General features: G+C 65.0%; 14 protein-coding genes and 1 pseudogene. 7 read left to right on the top strand and 8 right to left on the bottom strand.

Translation table 11 applies throughout. The annotated features are described in order from the left end of the window. Nucleotides 1-20 precede the first annotated feature (20 nt). Nucleotides 21-1,796 (bottom strand): adenylate/guanylate cyclase domain-containing protein, encoded by a 1,776-nt coding sequence (locus tag CI41S_RS03925; protein ID WP_139857509.1) that lies wholly within the window; start codon nt 1,794-1,796, stop codon nt 21-23. Between the two features lie 905 nt (nt 1,797-2,701). On the opposite strand from CI41S_RS03925, the gene CI41S_RS03920 reads away from it, so the two are divergent. After that, nucleotides 2,702-4,072, top strand: coding sequence for a TIGR03808 family TAT-translocated repetitive protein (locus CI41S_RS03920; RefSeq protein ID WP_139857508.1), 1,371 nt, complete (start codon nt 2,702-2,704; stop codon nt 4,070-4,072). Between the two features lie 22 nt (nt 4,073-4,094). Here CI41S_RS03920 and CI41S_RS03915 read toward each other — a convergent pair whose 3' ends face one another. The 4 genes and pseudogenes from CI41S_RS03915 to CI41S_RS03900 form a co-directional block, all read right to left on the bottom strand. Continuing rightward, entirely contained in the window at nt 4,095-4,574 is a 480-nt protein-coding gene (locus tag CI41S_RS03915) for a TIGR03809 family protein (protein WP_139857507.1), read from the bottom strand. Nucleotides 4,575-5,359: 785 nt separating this feature from the next. Continuing rightward, nucleotides 5,360-6,121, bottom strand: a pseudogene (locus CI41S_RS03910) (IS5 family transposase). A gap of 191 nt (nt 6,122-6,312) precedes the next feature. After that, nucleotides 6,313-7,047: a hypothetical protein gene (locus CI41S_RS03905; RefSeq protein WP_139857506.1), complete on the bottom strand. Its 735-nt coding sequence runs from the start codon at nt 7,045-7,047 to the stop codon at nt 6,313-6,315. Then, complete coding sequence (locus tag CI41S_RS03900) at nt 7,044-7,613, bottom strand: sigma-70 family RNA polymerase sigma factor (RefSeq protein WP_139857505.1); 570 nt, start codon at nt 7,611-7,613, stop codon at nt 7,044-7,046. Before CI41S_RS03900 ends, CI41S_RS03905 begins: the two co-directional genes overlap by 4 nt. Before the next feature lie 412 nt (nt 7,614-8,025). Here CI41S_RS03900 and CI41S_RS03895 point away from each other — a divergent pair, with 412 nt between their 5' ends. Together CI41S_RS03895 and CI41S_RS03890 are read left to right on the top strand one after the other, a co-directional pair. Next, nucleotides 8,026-9,174 carry a GGDEF domain-containing protein gene (locus tag CI41S_RS03895; protein ID WP_139857504.1) on the top strand — a complete coding sequence of 383 codons (1,149 nt, stop codon included), beginning with the start codon at nt 8,026-8,028 and terminating at the stop codon, nt 9,172-9,174. Nucleotides 9,175-9,236: 62 nt separating this feature from the next. Next, complete coding sequence (locus CI41S_RS03890; RefSeq protein ID WP_139481932.1) at nt 9,237-10,343, top strand: DUF2336 domain-containing protein; 1,107 nt, start codon at nt 9,237-9,239, stop codon at nt 10,341-10,343. Nucleotides 10,344-10,433: 90 nt separating this feature from the next. Here the strand turns inward: CI41S_RS03890 and CI41S_RS03885 are convergent, their stop codons facing one another. Both CI41S_RS03885 and CI41S_RS03880 read right to left on the bottom strand, forming a co-directional pair. Further along, nucleotides 10,434-11,072, bottom strand: coding sequence for an NrsF family protein (locus CI41S_RS03885; protein ID WP_139857503.1), 639 nt, complete (start codon nt 11,070-11,072; stop codon nt 10,434-10,436). 2 nt (nt 11,073-11,074) lie between these two features. After that, nucleotides 11,075-11,620 carry a sigma-70 family RNA polymerase sigma factor gene (locus CI41S_RS03880; RefSeq protein WP_139481934.1) on the bottom strand — a complete coding sequence of 182 codons (546 nt, stop codon included), beginning with the start codon at nt 11,618-11,620 and terminating at the stop codon, nt 11,075-11,077. A 339-nt stretch (nt 11,621-11,959) separates the two neighbouring features. Between CI41S_RS03880 and CI41S_RS03875 the strand changes: the two genes are divergently transcribed. Further along, nucleotides 11,960-12,625: a hypothetical protein gene (locus CI41S_RS03875; protein WP_139857502.1), complete on the top strand. Its 666-nt coding sequence runs from the start codon at nt 11,960-11,962 to the stop codon at nt 12,623-12,625. Between the two features lie 139 nt (nt 12,626-12,764). Next, complete coding sequence (locus tag CI41S_RS03870; protein ID WP_139481936.1) at nt 12,765-13,544, top strand: enoyl-CoA hydratase; 780 nt, start codon at nt 12,765-12,767, stop codon at nt 13,542-13,544. Nucleotides 13,545-13,722: 178 nt separating this feature from the next. Here CI41S_RS03870 and CI41S_RS03865 read toward each other — a convergent pair whose 3' ends face one another. After that, nucleotides 13,723-15,582 (bottom strand): acetyl-CoA hydrolase/transferase C-terminal domain-containing protein, encoded by a 1,860-nt coding sequence (locus CI41S_RS03865; protein WP_139857501.1) that lies wholly within the window; start codon nt 15,580-15,582, stop codon nt 13,723-13,725. A gap of 268 nt (nt 15,583-15,850) precedes the next feature. Here CI41S_RS03865 and CI41S_RS03860 point away from each other — a divergent pair, with 268 nt between their 5' ends. Both CI41S_RS03860 and CI41S_RS03855 read left to right on the top strand, forming a co-directional pair. Further along, a complete protein-coding gene (locus CI41S_RS03860; RefSeq protein ID WP_139857500.1) occupies nt 15,851-17,233 on the top strand; it encodes a TolC family outer membrane protein in 1,383 nt (460 codons plus the stop codon). 140 nt (nt 17,234-17,373) lie between these two features. Beyond that, complete coding sequence (locus tag CI41S_RS03855; RefSeq protein ID WP_139481939.1) at nt 17,374-18,342, top strand: amidohydrolase family protein; 969 nt, start codon at nt 17,374-17,376, stop codon at nt 18,340-18,342. The last annotated feature ends 1 nt before the right edge of the window (nt 18,343 follow it).

The following is an 18,343-nucleotide window of genomic DNA, read 5'->3' as shown; positions in this document are numbered from 1 at the left end:
TCGGCGCGGCCGAGCACCAATCATTCGGGCAACCCCGCCTTCCGAAGACCCTCAATCAGCAGCTTCGCGTTCAAGTACCCGCCCCGGGCGATCAACGCAGATATTGTAAAGGCGGGATCGAGCTGAAGCACGAGCGCCGCCGCCTCACGCGCCTCGACGTCGCGCCCAAGATGGGCGAAGGCGGACGCGAGACAACGGTAAGCCGTCGAGTAGGAGGCGTTCTGACGTCGGCTTCTATTCCCCGCGACAATCGCCTCGTCAAAGCGGCGAAGCTCAACAAAGGCCATCCCCATCGCAACAAACGTTATGGGTAGCCGCGGGTCTACCGGGCTCAGGCGGATGGCACGTTCGAAGCTCCGGACCGCTTCCTCCGGAAGCCCTGCAATTCGATAGACTTGGCCTCTGCAGTGCCATGCACGATATGAATTGGGGTTGAGCGCGACCGCCCGGTCAGCCATTTCGACCTCACTTTCGCTGTCGCCGACCATGTACGCCGAGATGAGGGAAACCCATGCCAACGTCTCCGAATCACCATCGTCGATGCTCAATGCCAGGCGAAGAAACCGCACGGCTTCCTTACGGTCGAATTGAGGATCGATCGCATGCCCCCAAATGACGTTCCGCATGTGACAGTGGCCTGCCAGAGCAGCGACAAGGCCGAACCGCGGGTCAAGCTCCAGAGCACGATGCGCCAGCCTGATCGCCTCCGCCAACCCTTCGGGGGTCATGAGGTAATACTGCTGCATGGCGCGGAGATAGAAATCATAGGCGGTGAGGTTCTCCGGTCGCCGCCGTGCCGACAGGTCGATTTCTGTTTGAAGCAGTTTTGGCTGAATGGCCGAGACAACGGCAACCGTCACCTCGTCCTGGAGGGCAAACACGTCCGTTAGGTCACGCTCGAACCTGTCTGCCCAAATGTGCGCTCCGGTCACCGCATCGATCAACTGCCCGGTGATCCGAACTTTCCCCGCCGCCTTGCGCACCGACCCCTCAAGGACATAACGGACGCCAAGCTTGCGTCCGACCTCCTTGATGTCGACGGCTCGGCCCTTGAAGGTGAAGCTTGAATTTCGCGCGATGACGAACAGCCATTTGAAGCGGGACAGCGCAGTGATGATCTCCTCGACCATTCCGTCCGCGAAGTATTCCTGCTCGGGGTCGCCGCTCATGTTCTCGAACGGCAGCACGGCGATCGACGGCTTGTCCGGGAGCGCCAGAGCTTGCGTGCTTTCGGGCGGCTCGGTCGGCGCGGCCGCTGAACCGCCCGCATTGATCCTCAACCGCCACGCGCGCATCGGCTCAGCGATGTTTTTCAGGTTCTGCGAGCCCATGTCCTCGCAGGCAGTATCGATCTTGCCGCGGATTTGACGTTGCGCGTCGTCCGAGATGCAGATCCCGCCGGGCTCCGCGATGCCTTCGAGGCGCGCGGCGATATTGACGCCATCTCCAAAGATATCGTTCTCATCGACGATGATGTCGCCGACATGGATGCCAATGCGGAATTCGATCCGCTTGACCTGCGGCACCGTGGCATTTCGCTCAGCCATACCGCGCTGAACCTCGATGGCGCAGCGCACTGCATCCACGACACTGCAGAACTCGGCAAGCACGCCATCGCCGGTGTGCTTGACGACCTTGCCACGGTGCTCGCTGATCTTGGGATCAGCGAGTCCACGCAGACGCTCCCTCAGCCGGAGGTGTGTCCCTTCCTCGTCCAAGCCGGTCAGGCGGCTATAGCCCGCCACATCAGCCGCAAGGATAGCTGCAAGCCGCCGTTCAACGCGATTGCCGGTCAAAACGGCCTCCCGAGATCGGTCGATCCGCCGGACATATTAAAGCATAGGGCGTTGCCCTCGGGCTAGGGGCCCATGCTCGCGCGGGTCGTAAGCGGCGATCGGCTGACGGCCACTCGCCGGCATCTGACGCTTCAAGAAAATCTCAATGGCCTGCCCGCGGTGAGATGATGAGTTTCGCTTTACTCTACCCATCCTGCGGAGCAGTCTCCCAGAGTGTTGCGCATTCGACACGACGGGCAAGTCAGCCAAAAAACCGTCAAGCCCTCGTCGCAACAATATTTCGGTTTACACGAACGGAAAATTATCCTATGGTCTCGCCCGTCTCACCCGATCGAGGGGCGCTTCGCGATCGTCACGAGTGTTGCGGTGAGATGCGGTGGCCGCTGCGGCGCACGAGACGAACGTGCCGCAGGGGACGGTGAAATCGTGCAGGCCTGACGCCCTAGTGGCAGGTGTCCTCTCGCAAAACGCGCAAGCGTTTTTGCGAAGGCGGTGACAACAAAGCCCAGTCTCGCCGGGGTGAGCACGTATAGGCCGTAAAACCATCGCGCAGGGAATGCCGGAGTGCCTCCGCTGAACCTGTATGCTCGTGTGCGTCACTTTCTACCCATTGGCACACGAGACCGCGGGTGCAGCGCGCCCCCGGCATTCCCTGCGCCCTCTGTTCTCGAGGGCGAAACGATAAACAAGGCTCGGACGAAACACGTCGCGAGAATGCAGATGCACGCTCAAACCCATCACCGTCATCCCCGCAATCATCGCAGAGCGCCGTCAGTTGCACCGGCGATTAACCCTACCGCCAACAATCGCCCCGCTGCGTCGGTGTGTTCACCATGCGGCGCCGCATTTCGCGCTACCTAGCAGGGGCGAACGTCACGCTCGCTGTTCAGCGAGGACCACGGATTATGGACGTCAACCGCCGTCACCTGATCGGAGCTTCCGCCGCCGGCGTCGCCGGCGCGCTTGCCATGTCGCCCGACGCCGCCCGCGCGGCGCAAGCGGCCGGCTCGCTCGGCCGCGACGTCACGCAATATGGTGCGCGTCCGGGCAGCCCCGACGACCAGACCCGCAATCTGCAGCGCGCGATCGATGAGGCCGCGCGTGCGCAGGTGCCGCTGGCGTTCCCGCCCGGCGTCTACCGCACCGGGCCGCTGAGCCTTTCACCCGGCAGCCAGTTGATCGGCGTGCGCGGCGCCAGCCGGCTGGTGTTCAATGGCGGCGCCTCGCTGCTGGAAAGCCAGGGCGCCGGCGGCATTGTGCTGATGGGCCTCACCTTCGACGGCGGCAAAATTCCGCTGCCGAACCGGCGCGGCCTGGTGCATTGCCTGTCCGGCCGCGACATCCGCATCACCGATTGCCAGTTCATCGGCAGCGGCGGCAACGGCATCTGGTTCGAGCAGATCTCGGGCGACGTCAGCAACAATTTCTTCACCGACATCGCGACCACCGCGCTGGTGTCGTTCGATGCGCTCGGCCTGATGGTCGCGCGCAACACCATCAAGGGCACCAACGACAACGGCATCGAGATCCTGCGCACGGCGATCGGCGACGACGGCTCGATCGTCGCCGACAACCGCATCGAGGACATCAAGGCCGGCCCAGGCGGCTCCGGGCAGTACGGCAACGCCATCAACGCGTTCCGCGCCGGCAACGTGATCGTGCGCGGCAACCGCATCAAAAACTGCGACTTCTCCGCGGTGCGCGGCAATTCGGCGTCCAATATCCACATCACCGACAACAGCGTCAGCAATGTCCGCGAGGTCGCGCTCTATTCGGAGTTCGCCTTCGAGGCCGCCGTGATCGCCAACAACACCGTCGACGGCGCCGCGATCGGCGTCTCCGTGTGCAATTTCAACGAAGGCGGCCGCATCGCGGTGGTCCAGGGCAACATCTTCCGCAATTTGCTGCCGAAACGCCCGGTCGGCACCGACCCCAACGACGGCGCCGGCATCGGCATCTATGTCGAGGCCGACACCTCGGTCACCGGCAACGTGGTCGAGAACGCGCCGACCTTCGGCATCGTCGCCGGCTGGGGCAAATATCTGCGCGACGTCGCGATCTCCGGCAACGTGATCCGCAACGCCCCTGTCGGCATCGGTGTCTCGGTGGTACCGGGCGCCGGCACCGCGCTGATCAACAACAATGTGATCTCGGAAACCCCGCGCGGCGCGATCGTCGGGCTCGATCACGCCCGCCCGATCACGACCGACCTGTCGGCCGGCGGCGCCCAGCAATATGCGCAGCTGACGGTGGGTGCGAACGCGGTGCGGCGTTAGCGCATGATCCGGAAAATGATTGCTACAGCGTGTTGCGCAGCAGCGGATAGCGCGCCTTGATCGCGTCGAGATCGAGCACCGGCGCGGGCATCTTCAGCGGCGGCGCGTCGGCCACGGCGGGCGCCTCCTCCAGCACCGCGGTCACCGTTTCGAGCGCGGCCGCGACCGCGGTCATGGTGGCTTCAGCCAGCGCGGCGGCCTCCGGCCGGCGCTCCGGTGCCGGCATGACATCGCGCAGCGGCAGCTTAGACGTGCCGCGGCCGAGCCAGGACAGGTCGATCGGCGAATTGTCGAGCGAGGCCTCGCGCGTCAGCAGTTCGCGCCAGGTGTCGACCGCGGCGCGCGCTTCCTTGATGTTTTCGAGAAATGCCTGCTCGGTGTGATAGCGCCGCCAGCGCCCGGTCTCGAACAGTTCGGTGAGGTGTTCCAGTCGTTGCTCGGCCAGGTTGCACCAGCGCGCAACGATCTCCTGGCCTCTGGCCACGTCAGTCCGGTGTGTCATTCCACTTTGCCCGCAGGGAGAGAAACCGACGCAGACGCAACCGAACCGAATCAACTCGACGTGACATCGATATTCTGTGGAAAAGGTAAATAAAGTCTAACTAAATTCTTAATCGACGCCGGGTGACGAAAGAAGTCCGCACCACTACGGGGTTTCTCGCCGTATCCTCAGTCAAGTCATCGGCTTGTATGGTGGCGATGCACAGCGCTTCCACAGCGGGGCGTTGCTGAACGATCCACACCATTTCGTCGCAGCGGGCATCGCGCGACTGATGCGCGGGACTGGTTGATCGATTGCGTCTCGCGTTACGTAAGGCGTACCCGGAAATGAAAGACCCGTCCGGGGGGACAACCGGACGGGTCAAAGCCATATGGGCGCTTGGGGTGGATGGGCGCTCGCGCCTGATATAGCCGGGGAGGGTAAACCGCTCCCACGCATATAAGTCGTGAGAGCAGCGCCGACGTTCAAACCCCCGGCCATTTTTTTAACCTTCGCGCTGCGCGGTTCCAGCGCATCATTTCGCGCGTTCAACGTCGAAAATCACTGCGCCGCAGGGCGTTTTGCGCTGGATTCGTCCAGCGCCATCGACGGTGCGGTATCATTCAACGCGCGGCTCACGGAAGTGTTATTGCCATCAGGCAGCTGCGATGGCTGCGACGGTTTGTCCACAACGGCTGCGACCGGCGCGCCGGCTGCGTTGACTACCGCGATCACGGCCGCGAGAGCATCCGCCTCGCCTGCCCGAACAGATCGTCGCGGCCAGGCGCCCTAGGTGGTGTGGACACTTACCGCAGCCAGAGAATGATGGCTGCGAGGGTGACGACCGCCCGATAATTTCGAGCGGTCTTTTCGAAGCGGGTTGCGACGCGGCGGAATTGCTTGAGCTTTGAGAAGCAGCATTCGACGAGGTGGCGCTGGGTATAGAGACACTTGTCGAGCGGATGATTGAGCGCTCGTGACGGGTTGTTGGGGATGACGGCGAGCGCCCCTTTGGCTGCGATGGCTTGGCGTAAGTGATCGGCGTCATAGGCCGTGTCGCCCATGACCACCTCGGCAGGCAACCCTTCGATCAATTCGGCAGCTTGCGGTGCATCGCCCTTCTGACCCGCGGTGATCGTGAACCGTACGGGACATCCCAAGCCGCGAACGGCCATATGTATCTTGGTGCTCAGGCCGCCGCGCGAACGGCCAATCGCCTGATCTTCAGACCCCCTTTTTTGGCCCCGGCAGCATGCTGATGGGCTCGGACGATGGTGGAATCGACGATCAAATATTCGAAGTCGGGGTCATCGGACATCGCCTCGAAGATGCGGCACCAGACGCCTTTGGCGCTCCATCGACTGAAGCGCCGGAACACGCTGTTCCAGTCTCCGAACGTCTCCGGAAGATCACGCCAGGGAGCGCCCGTACGCACGATCCAAAGCACACCCTCCACGAACATCCGATTGTCGCGGCCGGTCGAGCCCTTCTGGTCAGGCCGGTATGATCAGCGGCGCCATCCGCTCCCACGCCGCGTCGCTCAACACCAGCCGATCCATCACACCCAAGACTGCCTCCCCAAAAGCAATCTTGAATCTGATTTGCCCCCAAAAGGGAATCCCTAGAGTCCACACCACCTAACCCTGATGTTGAGATTGATCCGCAGCCGCGCGGCGCGGCCAATGCTTGGCTGCATGAAGTCCTGGGCGTGCGCCGAACCTGCAAGGGTCGCCCAGCAATCGAGCGACAGCCGCGTCGCTTACGGCGTCTCGGCGGCGAAGTTGACGATCTTCTCCTTCTGCAGTCGGGCGATGGTCGCCGCGACGTCGTCCTTGTTCAAGGTGCGGTTGCCGAACTGCACCCGGAACACGCCGCCTTTGGCGCCATCGATCGTGGCCTGATAATTGTCGAGCAGCGCGGTGATGTCGGCGACCCGTGCATCCGGCGTGAAGCGCAGCAGCAACCGGGTCGGCGCAGCGGTTGCAGGCGCAGGTGCAGCCCGGAGGTCGCGGGTGATCGGCGCATTCGGCGCGGCGGCGCGGTCGTCAAACTGGATCGACGCCGTCTTGATCGGGGCCGGCTGGTTCTGCATCAACACCGCGCCGATCACGCCGGCCTGCAGCAGCACGACGATGGCGCCTGCGCTGGCCGACCAGGCCAGCGTCCGCGGCGACAATTTTGCAAAGAACTCGGAAACAGAGCCCGAGATCCGTGCCGACGCCGACGGCTTGCGCTCGGGCTCGGCATCGATCGCCGCGAACAGCTTCCGCATGGCGCGGGCCGACGGCGCACCGAGGCTTTCGTTGAGCCGGATGGTCTCGGCATATTCCTCGCGGATGACAGCATATTGCCTGGCGAGCTCCGGATCGCGGGCGAGCGCATCCTCGACGCGGCGGGCGTCGCGTGCGTTCAGCGTGCCGGCGGCATGCCAGGGCAGCAGCATCTCGATATCGCCGGGCTCTTGATCCAGCACCTTGTTGCTCGCAGCCTTCATGGCCAACCTCGTTCGATGCCCGCCGCCTTCAGCAGCTCGGCAAGTTTCTTGCGCGCATAGAACAGGCGCGTCTTCACGGTGTTCTCCGGAATCCCGACGATCTCTGCGACGTCTTCCACGGATTTCTCGTGATAGTAGACAAGATCGACGATCTCCCGATGTTCCGCGGACAGCCCCCTCAGGCACTTACGCAGCGCGTCACCGGTGTCCTTCTTCTGCACCACCGTTTCCGGATCGTCGGACGTGTCCTCGATCGCGTTCGCGGCCTCATCATCCAGCTCCGCGTCCTTCCTGCGCCGGAGCGCAGACAACGCCTTGAACCGGGTAATCGCCAGCAGCCAGGTTGAAACGGCGGAACGTCCCTCGAACTTGCCCGCCTGACGCCACACATCGAGGAAGACCTCGCTGATGAGATCCTCTGCGACCTGTTCGTCCCGCACCAGCCGGAGCCCGAAGCGGAACACCCTGACATGGTGCCGCCCGTACAGCACCTGCATGGCGAGCCGGTCGCCTTGAGCGATCCGAGCGATCAGAACGTCGTCTGAAGCCGCCTGTGTCGCGCTCAATGGCCGTCTCGCAAAGTTGGTCTGAGGGGGATGGCGCGTGGTTCGACGCGAGAGCCAAGATTCTTCACATTACGGCAATGTCCTAACCGCATGTGTGATCTATGCCACAGACGGCGATCCGATCGCAGAAAAATCGCCGAATCCCCCAGAAACGGTATCATAGTAACGAACGCTCTTCCAGATGCCACGCCAACCGGCGCGACCATACCAAGCCTTTGCCGGCAGGCCAGTGTCAGCTGCGGTGCCGATAAGGACGCATGAAATCGGCGTGCGCGCTTCGAACCAAGCGGTAGCGGTCGGATTTCCCTTATGAAACAAGGGTCTCGACCGGATAAATTCGGGTTCCGAAAGATACCAAACCTAAAGGCTTTGCCCCGTAGATTTTCGCCGCATTTCCAGCAACGGCGAGACTATGGGCAGCGCTGCATCGTCAATTCCGCGACCGGTGACGGGCACGCTGGATAGCGGCCGTCCCAAGCTGACCGCGGAGCGCCTGGCGCGCCGGACCCGGCAGCGCCGCCAGATCCAGTCGATGATCGCCAGCTGCTTCGTGCTCGATGCGGCCGTGCTGCTGCTCTACGCCCATGCCGGCACCACATCGGTGCTGGTCGCGACCGGCTATGCGACGACCGGCCTTGCCCTGGTCGCGGCCTATGTCCTGCTCTCGGAGTTCGGCTTCCACGAGCGCTTCCGCGACCACTATCTGGTCGCGCCGCAATCGGCCATCAACATGGTGAACCTCCTGGTGTTCACCTATCTCGCGCCGGAAGTCGGCGTGCTGTTCCTCTGCAACCTGTTCGTGGTGTTCGGCTTCGGCGCGCTGCGCAGTTCGGCGCGGCAGAGCGCCGTCGTCTGGACCATCATGGTTCTCGGCCTGGCCGCGCTGTTCCTCGGAACCAACAAGCCGATCGCGATGCCGATGGGCAGCATGATCGACCGCCTGGCCACGATGCTGGTGTTCGCGCTGACCATCGGTCGCTGCATGGCGCTCGGCCTCTTCTCGAGCTCGATGCAGCAGTCGCTGTATCAGAGCGGCGTCAAGCTCAAGCAGGCCTACCGCCGCATCGAGGAGCTCGCCGAGCTCGACGAGCTGACCGGCGCCTTCAACCGCCGCTGCATCATGCGCATGCTCGAGGAGGAGATCGCGCGCTGCGCCCGCAGCGGCAGCACCTCGGCGGTCGCGCTGATCGATCTCGACCATTTCAAGCGCATCAACGACGTCTACGGACATCCGATCGGCGACGAAGCGCTACGCACCTTCGCCATCAGCATGTTCGCCAATCTGCGCAGCATCGACCGCTTCGGCCGCTACGGCGGCGAGGAATTTTTGCTGGTGCTGCCCGACCTGTCGCAGGATCAGGCGGTGCGCGCGCTCGAGCGGCTGCGCGTGATCATTGCCGATCTCGACTGGAGCGCGTTCTCGCCGGGCATGAAGCTGACGATTTCCGCCGGCGTCACCACGCTGCGTCCGCACGAAAGCTCCGACACATTGCTCGCCCGCGCCGACGGCGCGCTCTATTCAGCCAAGGCCAGGGGACGCAACCGCATCGCCAGCGCCTGATCCACTCGATTTCCGCCCCCGGCGCCGGAGAAGCCGACGCCACCGCTCCAGGACAGAAGTTCATGAGTTCGAAGACCGCGACCGCCCCCGAAAGTCTGCTCGACGAGTTGCAGACGACGCTTGCCCACGGCACCGTCGCGCGCCGTGTCGAGACGCTGCGCCGCGTAACCGATCTCTTCATCAACGGCTCGGTGAACTATTCGGACGAGCAGATCGGGTTGTTCGACGACGTGTTCCATTGCCTGCTCGAGCACATCGAGAGCTCGGCCAAGGCACTGCTCGCCAACCGCCTCGCCCCGATCGACACCGCGCCGCCGCAGACGATCCGCACGCTCGCCTTCGACGACCTGATCGAGGTCGCCGGCCCCGTGCTGGCGCAGTCGACACGGCTCGACGACGACACCCTGATCGAGACCGCGCGCAGCAAGAGCCAGGCGCATCTGCTGGCCATCTCCAACCGAACGACCTTGAGCGGCGCCGTCACCGACGTGCTGGTGCTGCGCGGCAATGACGAGGTGATCCAGAGCACGGTCAACAATCCCGGCGCCGAATTCACCGAGCGTGGCTTCAGCCGCCTGGTCAGCCGCGCCGAGGGCGACGACAATCTGTCGACCTGCGTCGGCCTGCGCCCGAGCATCCCGCGGCATCTCTATCTCAAGCTGGTCGCCAAGGCGTCGGACGCCGTGCGGCAGCGGCTCGAGGCCGCGATCCCGCAGCAGGCCAAGGAGATCCCGATCGCGGTGAAGGAAGCGACGCGGCGCGCGCGCTCGGCGCCGAGCGCCGTCACGGCAGACACCACGATCGCCCACGCCTTGGTCAGGTCGCTCTACCAGGACGGCCGGCTCGACGAATTCCAGCTCGCCGCGTTCGCCGAGGCCGGCAAGTTCGACGAGACCAACGCCTCGCTGGCTGCGCTCGCCAATGTCACGGTCAACGTCGCCGAGAACATGATGATGGAGACCCGGGCCGAGGGCGTGATGATCCTGGCCAAGGTGTCAGGCCTGTCATGGTCGACGGTGCGCGCGATCATCAATCTGCGCGACGACATTTCCGGCGGCGAGCCGACCGACCTGCAGACCTGCAAGGAGACCTATGAGCGGCTGCGGCCCTCGACCGCACAGCAGGTGCTGCGCTTCCACCGCATGCAGCAATCGGCGCCGGCGGCCTAATTTCCCGGATGGAGCGAAGCGTAATCCGGGATTCTGCGCCCGCGTAGGGTTTCCCGGATTTCGCTTCGCTGCATCCGGGCTACGATCAACTCAGTATCTCAACACCTGCTTCCCTGCGATCGCGCCGACGCTCGCGACGATCGCGGTTGCCAGCGTGTACCAGGTCGCGACGAACAGCGGCGAGTCATCGGTGCAGTGCGACGCATAGATCGTCGCGGCCAGCCCTGCCGACAGCAGCCCCGCGACCGCGCCGGCCACCGCGGGCTGCGCCGGCGCGCCCTGCCGGAGCCCGTACAACGCGCCGGCGAGCAGCGGCAGCGACATCGCGGGGATCGCGGTCATGCAGGCCACCGAGTTCTTGCCGATCAGGCGCGTCATCATCGGCGTCCGCTGCGGCATCATCATCTCGCCGCTCATGGCGGCCATCAGGATGCCGGCCGGGACCAGCAGCCACCAGCCGAAGCTGCGCAGCGAGGCTTCCGGGCGCGACAGATGCAGGCTGACCGCGATCGCCGCGGCGGCGAGCGCCAGCGTGACCGCGAACTTCAGGTCGAAGAACGGATTGCGCATCGCGGTCATCACGTCGGGCCGGACGCCGAGCTCGGCAAAGAAGATCAGCAGCGAGACCGGCGCCGCTGCGAGTAGCGCCAGCATCAGCGCGAGCCCAATCGGGCGCGGGCGATAGGCGTTGTCGGCGGTCAGGGTTCGAATGAGTTGATCGGTATCCATGCTCACTGGTCCCTGAGTTTTGCGGTGAGGCTCGCCAGTCCGCGATGCAGCGCGACGCGCACCGCGCCCTCGCTCATCGAGAATTTCGCCGCGGTGTCCTTGATCGAGGCGCTGTCGACGGCGATCGACTGCAGCACCTCGCGCTGCCGCGGCGGCAAGGTCTGCAACTGGGCAGCGACCTCGCCCGCCGACGCGGTCGGCTCCGGTGCCTCCCCCGGCAGCGTCTCGGCGAAGTCATCGATATTGACGAAGATGCGCCTGCCGCGGCGGCGCAGCGCATCGATCAGCTTGTTGCGCGCGATCGCGAACAGCCACGGCGCAAACGGGGCGCTGGTGTCCCAGGTCTGTCGCTTCAAATGCACCGCCAGCAAGATATCCTGCACGATGTCCTCGGACTGATCGACCGGTTGCCCTGCGCGCGCCAAGCCGCGGCGCGCCGCAGCACGGAGTACCGGCGTGATGGCCTTGAGCAGGCGATGATACGCCGCGTCATCGCCTGAAATGGCCGACCGCATCAGGCCGGTCCATTCATCCTCACGTTCGCGCACGCAGGCTCCTGAATTGCAATTCGGCCAATCTTTCAATTCGTTACGCCGCTGACCAGTGATCACGAATTCGTGATCGAATTCGTGATCCATGGTTCGGACGGGGCCGCACCGATGACCGGCCGCAAAGAATCACTCCGGCGGGGTTCTCCAGACACCGTGGCTCATAACATCGATCGGACCGACAAGCATCGGGGCTGCTTTCGCCACGCGCGTCCGCACGATGAAATTGCCCAGCTTTTGCCCCTGGAGGCCCGAAGATTCCCTGTTTCTGCCCCGGTGTAGACACGCGGCGGGGTCTCTGTTCGCCCGGCGGGCAGGCATAATGGGGAGATCATCAGAATGAAGATCAAAGCCAGTGGGCGCTTGGCCTTGATGGTTGCAGCAGGTTTTTTCGTGTGTCTCGCCGGTCCGTTGCCGGCCCACGCGGCCGGCGCGGACACCTCAGCAGACAAAACCGACAGCGCCACGCCGGACAAGACCGTCCGGCAGAGTTCGCGGCAAGCCAAGCGCTCCGCGCAGCACTCATCTTCCGGCACCGCCGCCAAATCAGCGACCAAGAAGGCCGCCGCGGGCGATGCCGGCAGCGTGACGTCGACGGGTATCCCCGCCTCGGTCGCCAACGCCAATGCCGAACTGACCTCCGGTGACAACGCGACCGCCATGCCAGCGCAGGCCAATGGCGTGCTGGCGGCTGCCGACAAGCCCGCCGATGACGGCAGCGTGGTCGCGTCCGATCAACTCAATGACGTCGATCGCGCCCTGCAGCAGGAGCAGCTGGCGGAACCGCAGCAGCAGGCCCAGCAGCAGACGACCCAGCCGCAGATGGCCCAGCAAGAGACCCCGCCCGTCCAGCCGCAGGCCGCCGCCGCGCCCCCCAAGCAGGCGCCGGTGCTGGCCAGCAGCGAAAGCTCGAGCCTCGACCAGACGTCATTGATCGGAAAGATCTTCATCGGCTTCGGCGCCCTGCTGACGGTGGCCTCCGCCGCGCGCATGTTCATGGCATAGCCTGCCCTGCGGCTCGCGGCTGCGGCGGGTAGCGCCGCACCGCGGGCCAAAGGCCGCGTCAAGAGACCCGTTTCAGCCACTTGAAGCGCATCCCGTCAGCGGGCACATTGCCGGGCAAATCAGGCACGGGATTGCGTCCATGGCTACGTTCGAATTCATCATCGTCGAGAGCAAGGGGCCGGTCGGCATCATCACGCTGAACCGGCCGAAAATGCTGAATGCGCTGTCGTTCGGCGTTTTCCGCGAGATCGCGGCGGCGGTCGACGATCTCGAGGCCGACGATGCCATCGGCTGTCTCCTGATCACCGGCAGCGAGAAGGCCTTCGCGGCCGGCGCCGACATCAAGGAGATGCAGCCGAAGGGCTTCATCGACATGTTCAACAGCGACTTCACCGCGATCGGCGGCGACCGCGTCGCCCGCTGCCGCAAGCCGACGATCGCGGCGGTCGCCGGCTACGCGCTGGGCGGCGGCTGCGAGCTCGCGATGATGTGCGACATCATCATCGCCGCAGACAACGCCAAGTTCGGCCAGCCGGAGATCACCCTCGGCACCATCCCGGGCATCGGCGGCACGCAGCGGCTGACGCGCGCGATCGGCAAGTCGAAGGCGATGGACCTCTGCCTCACCGGGCGGATGATGGACGCCGCCGAGGCCGAGCGCTCCGGCCTGGTGTCGCGGATCGTTCCGGCCGACAAGCTGATGGAAGAGGCGCTGGCCGCGGCGGAGAAGATCGCCTCGATGTCGCGTCCGGCGGCCGCGATGGCCAAGGAAGCCATCAACCGCGCGTTCGAGACGCCGCTGTCGGAAGGCATGAATGTCGAGCGCAATCTGTTCCACTCGACCTTCGCGCTCGAGGATCGCTCCGAAGGCATGGCGGCGTTCATCGAGAAGCGCAAGCCGGTCAACAAGAACCGCTAAGGCTGGATCGCCGCGGTCTCGGTTCACCTCTCCCCACCGGGGAGAGGTCGGATTGCGCTCGGCGATGCGAAGCATCGTCCGGTGCAATCCGGGTGAGGGCTCTTGCTCTCGATAGACCGTAACCCCTCACCCGATTTGCTGCGCAAATCGACCTCTCCCAAGGGAGAGGTGAACCTCCTTAGCCAGGTCGAGCCCGCTGCAGCGCTGCGTTGACCAGCGCGCGGTAGGCGCGCTCGCAAAAATGCGTCGGCTTGTCGAGGTCGAGCCGCGCCAGGCATTCCCGGCTCGCAACATCAGGCGGATGCCGCATGCCTTGCCAGAGCAGGCTTGCGAGTTGCAACGGCGTCGCCTGCGCCTGCTGCAGGATCTGCAGCGCCGGGATCAGCCGCTGCTCGACATCGGTGAAATCGCTGCCGAACGGGAATAACGGCAACAGGCCCGCCTCACGCGCGGGCTTCAAAGCATCGCGGATGCGCTCGGGAAAGTTTTCGCGGTAGGCCGCGGGCAGCTCATAATTGCGCGGCAGCTTGCCGGCGTCCTTGGCCTGCCGCATCAACTCGCTCTGGAAGCGGGAATCCGCGACCTGCAGCATCGCGGCAATCACGTCGGCGTCGGACTTGCCGCGCACGTCGGCGACCCCGTACTCGGTGACGAAGATGTCGCGCAGGTGCCGCGGAATGGTCTCGTGGCCGTAGGACCAGCGGATGTTCGACTGTCGTCGTTTGCCGGACGGACGCGTCGCCTCCAGCGCCAGCACCGAGCGCGCGCCTTCGAGCGCGAAGGCCTGTGCCACGAAATTGTACTGGCCGCCGACGCCGCTGACGACCTGGCCGTTCTCGAGCCCGTCAGAGATCGCAGCACCGAGCAGCGTCGCCATCATCGCATTGTTGACGAAGCGCGCATCGACGCGGGCGCGGCGCTTGCTGTCCGCGTCGGCAAAGATCTCGTTGGTAAAGGACACCGGCATCATCCGGATCCGCGCCAGTTGATCGGCGGGCATCTCTCGCAGCGCGCGATAGAATGATTGCGGCCCGAGGAAAAATGCGCCGTGCAGGATCACGCCGTCGACGTCGCGCTTGAGGATGCCGGCATCGATCAGCCCGAGGAATGCCTCGAACACCATCTCGCTGACGCCGTAAAGGCCTTTCTCGAACGGCGCGGTCTCTGCCGCGGCTGGCTCGGTGCCGGGCGCAAGCCGCTTCATGATGCCGTGGAACTGGGCGTTGTCGCGATGGCGAACGATCAGGCCCTGCGCCAGCGCGTCGCCGACCTGGCCGATCCCGATCTGCAGCGTGCCGCCGTCACGAACCAGGCCCGCGGCGTGCAGCCCGATGGCATATTTGGTGTCGCTGATCGGCTCGGACGGCGGCGCGAACAGCGGGAAGTCGGTGTCGGGACTGTCGAGCACCGCGGCAAATTCATCGGCCGGCAGATCGCCGGCGCCCGGCATGAACGGCAGTTCTGAATTGACCTGCCCGATCAGCTTGAACGACGCGCGCCCCTGCGCGCGGGCGCGCAGCACATCGAGCGTGGTGTCGGTGTTGCAGCTCAGGCTGTAGCGCGTCGCGCCGTCGACCACGCGCTTCGCAACAAGCTGCGGCACGACGTTCAGCCCGCGCGACAACAGATACGACGCCGCATGGGTGTAGTTCGCCGAAATGAAGTTCTGTTGCGCGACCGGCCGATACAGCCATTGCCCCGCGAGGAAGAAGAACTCGATCACATCGATGTTGGGCGGCAGCGCACCGGCGCGCAGCGCATCGGCATAGACGAGATCGGGATAGCCGCCGAACAAACGGTCGATCACCGGACCGATGAAACGCTGCTCGAGCAGGCTTTTCGGCTTCGGCTTCTCCAGCGTCAGCGCGGAGAACAGGGTCAGCTTGATCGAGCGGTCGGCGACGGCGCGCGCATAGAGCGCATTGACGATGTGGTTGGCCTTGCCGAGGCCGAGTGGCAGCCCGACCACCAGACTGGTTCCGACATCACGAATGACATGTTCCGCGATCCCCTCCGGATCGGTGAAGATGTTCGGCATCAGCAATCAATCCAGCGGGCTGTGGATAACCGGCGACGAGCGGCCGGCGGTCCAAGCTTATACTTCATGCGGCGTTCACCTGCGCCTGTGACGTGGCGGCAACAGACAAGAACTGAAATGATGTGCAGATGTCGCGCGGCGGTTTGCCTGTGGCGGCCCCGCCCCCTAAACAGGTAGATGTGTCGAGGGCATCGGCGGGGGCGCACTGCCGGGGTTTGTTTTGCGGGATCACATGGTTGAGCGTGCCGCCACAGTTGGCGAAGTCAAGATGCGCGTACTGTTGTCGGGCATCTGCCTTGGCGCGTTGGTATGCAGCCTGCTAGCCGCACCTGCCGCCCGCGCCGAGAGCCTGCCGGAGGCGCTGGCCAAGGCCTATCAGACCAATCCGCAGCTCAACGCCGAACGGGCCCGCCAGCGCGCCACCGACGAGAACGTGCCGCAGGCGCTGGCCGGCTACCGACCCCAGATCATCGCCGGCCTCTCGGTCGGTCTGCAGGCGGTGCGCGACCAGTTGCCCGGCAACGTGATCCAGACCGCGACGCTAAAACCCTGGCAGATCGGCGTCACGGTGACGCAGACCCTGTTCAACGGCTTCAAGACCGCCAACAGCGTGCGCGTCGCCGAGTTGCAGGTGCGGTCCGGCCGCGAGGCGCTGCGCAACGTCGGCCAGGGCGTGCTGCTCGACGCCGTCACCGCCTATACCAACGTGCTGGCCAACCAGACGCTGGTCGAGGCGCAGCGCGCCAACGTCGCCTTCCTCAAGGAGACCCGGGCGATCACCGAGCGGCGCCTCAATGCCGGCGACGTCACCCCGACCGATACCGCCCAGGCCGAAGCCCGGCTCAACCGCGGCCTCGCCGATCTCAACGCCGCCGAGGTCAACCTCGCGATCAGCCAGGCCACCTATGCGCAGGTGGTCGGCAACGCACCGTCGCAGTTGCGTCCGGCCGAGACCACCGACCGGCTGCTGCCGCGCAGCCGCGAAGACTCGATTGGGCTGGCGTTGCGCGAGCATCCGGCTGTGATGGCGGCGGGCTTCGACGTCGACGTCGCCTCGACCTCGATCCGCGTCGCCGAGAGCAGCCTGATGCCGAACGTTTCCGTGCAGGGCAACGTCAGCCGCGCCCGCGACAACGACTCCACCCTCAGTACCTTCGGGACGGATCAAGCCTCCGTGATCGGCCAGGTGACGCAGCCGATCTATGACGGCGGCACCGCGGCATCGCAGACCCGGCAGGCCAAGGAAGTCGCGGCGCAGAGCCGGCTCGTGCTCGATCAGGTCCGCAACCAGGCCAAGACCGCCGTGGTCAGCGCGTGGGTCGCCAATGAGGGCGCCAAGATCGCGGTGTCGGCTTCCGAGTCCGAAGTGAAGGCCGCCGAGGTTGCGCTGGCCGGCGTGCAGAAAGAAGCCGCCGGCGGCCAGCGCACCACGGTCGACGTGCTCAACGCGCAGCAGGATCTGATCACGGCCCGGGCGCGGCTGATCGGCGCGCAGCGCGATCGCGTGATCGCCTCCTACACGCTGCTCAGCGCGGTCGGACGCCTCGACGTCAAAACGCTCAATCTGAAGACGCCGGACTATTTGCCCGAGGTGCATTACCACCAGGTGCGCGACGCCTGGCACGGCCTACGCACGCCGTCGGGGCAATAGCTGTCGCGGAACCGCACGCAGCGCGCGCATCGAGCCCTTCCCGCCCGCACCGTCCCCCGATAACCTCCCCGCCGCCGGCGATGCATAACGCCGGGGCGCGGACATCGCGCATAACAGATGAGCATGCAGGGAGACGTCCAATGCTGACGCGACGCAGTATGATGCTTGCCTCCATCGCGGCGGGAGTGACCATGAACAGCAGCAACGCATTTTCCAAGGCAGCGCAGCCGGCGACGGCGGTGAACTTCGATGTACCGCCCGGGGCGTGCGACTGCCACACCCACATCCATGGCGATCCCGAAAAATTCCCGTTTTACGCCGGCCGCGTCTACACCCCGGAACTGGCCTCGCCGGAGGAGATGAGCGCGCTGCACAAGGCGCTGAAGATCGAGCGCGTGGTGATCGTGACGCCGAGCATTTACGGCCCCGACAATTCCTCGACGCTGTTCGGCATGACCGCGCGCGGCGCGACCGCGCGGGGCGTCGCCGTGATCGACGACAAGACCAGCGAGAGCGAACTCGATGCGATGCAGAAGGCCGGCTTCCGCGGCATCCGCCTCAACCTTGCGACCGGCGGCGTCAACGATCCCAATGTCGGCCGACAGCGCTTCTCCGCCGCGGTCGAGCGGATGAAGGCGCGCGGCTGGCATGTGCAGCTGTTCACCAGCCTCGCGATGATCACGGCGATCAAGGAGCTGGTCGCCGCCTCCCCGGTGCCGGTCGTGTTCGATCATTTCGGCGGCGCCGAGGCCGCGCTTGGCGTAGGCCAACCGGGATTTGCCGACCTCGTCGAGCTGGTCAAGTCGGGTAAGGCTTACGTCAAGGTCTCCGGCGCCTACCGCGCCTCCAAGCGAGGGCCTGACTATGAGGACGCTGCGCCGCTGGCGCAGGCGCTGATCGCGGCCAATGCCGAGCGCATCGTCTGGGGCACCGACTGGCCGCATCCGGATTCGGTGACGCCGGCCGGCAAGAAAATCTCTGATGTGACGCCGCTGTTCCAGATCGACGACGGCCGCCTCCTCAACCAGCTCGCGGTCTGGGCGCCGGACGCCGCGGTGCGCAAGAGGATTCTGGTCGACAATCCGGCACGGCTTTACGGCTTTGCCTGAT

This window comes from Bradyrhizobium ivorense, from assembly GCF_900696085.1.
Taxonomy (GTDB): domain Bacteria; phylum Pseudomonadota; class Alphaproteobacteria; order Rhizobiales; family Xanthobacteraceae; genus Bradyrhizobium; species Bradyrhizobium ivorense.
This window is presented reverse-complemented; position numbering and strand designations above follow the sequence as displayed.

Bases quoted from the DNA above. Each gene is read 5' to 3' on its own strand.
- CI41S_RS03920 (WP_139857508.1), top strand. From the start codon at position 2,702: ATGGACGTCAACCGCCGTCACCTGATCGGAGCTTCCGCCGCCGGCGTC.
- CI41S_RS03905 (WP_139857506.1), bottom strand. From the start codon at position 7,047: ATGAAGGCTGCGAGCAACAAGGTGCTGGATCAAGAGCCCGGCGATATC.
- CI41S_RS03875 (WP_139857502.1), top strand. From the start codon at position 11,960: ATGAAGATCAAAGCCAGTGGGCGCTTGGCCTTGATGGTTGCAGCAGGT.
- CI41S_RS03860 (WP_139857500.1), top strand. From the start codon at position 15,851: ATGCGCGTACTGTTGTCGGGCATCTGCCTTGGCGCGTTGGTATGCAGC.
- CI41S_RS03885 (WP_139857503.1), bottom strand. From the start codon at position 11,072: ATGGATACCGATCAACTCATTCGAACCCTGACCGCCGACAACGCCTAT.
- CI41S_RS03915 (WP_139857507.1), bottom strand. From the start codon at position 4,574: ATGACACACCGGACTGACGTGGCCAGAGGCCAGGAGATCGTTGCGCGC.
- CI41S_RS03895 (WP_139857504.1), top strand. From the start codon at position 8,026: ATGGGCAGCGCTGCATCGTCAATTCCGCGACCGGTGACGGGCACGCTG.
- CI41S_RS03870 (WP_139481936.1), top strand. From the start codon at position 12,765: ATGGCTACGTTCGAATTCATCATCGTCGAGAGCAAGGGGCCGGTCGGC.
- CI41S_RS03855 (WP_139481939.1), top strand. From the start codon at position 17,374: ATGCTGACGCGACGCAGTATGATGCTTGCCTCCATCGCGGCGGGAGTG.
- CI41S_RS03865 (WP_139857501.1), bottom strand. From the start codon at position 15,582: ATGCCGAACATCTTCACCGATCCGGAGGGGATCGCGGAACATGTCATT.
- CI41S_RS03890 (WP_139481932.1), top strand. From the start codon at position 9,237: ATGAGTTCGAAGACCGCGACCGCCCCCGAAAGTCTGCTCGACGAGTTG.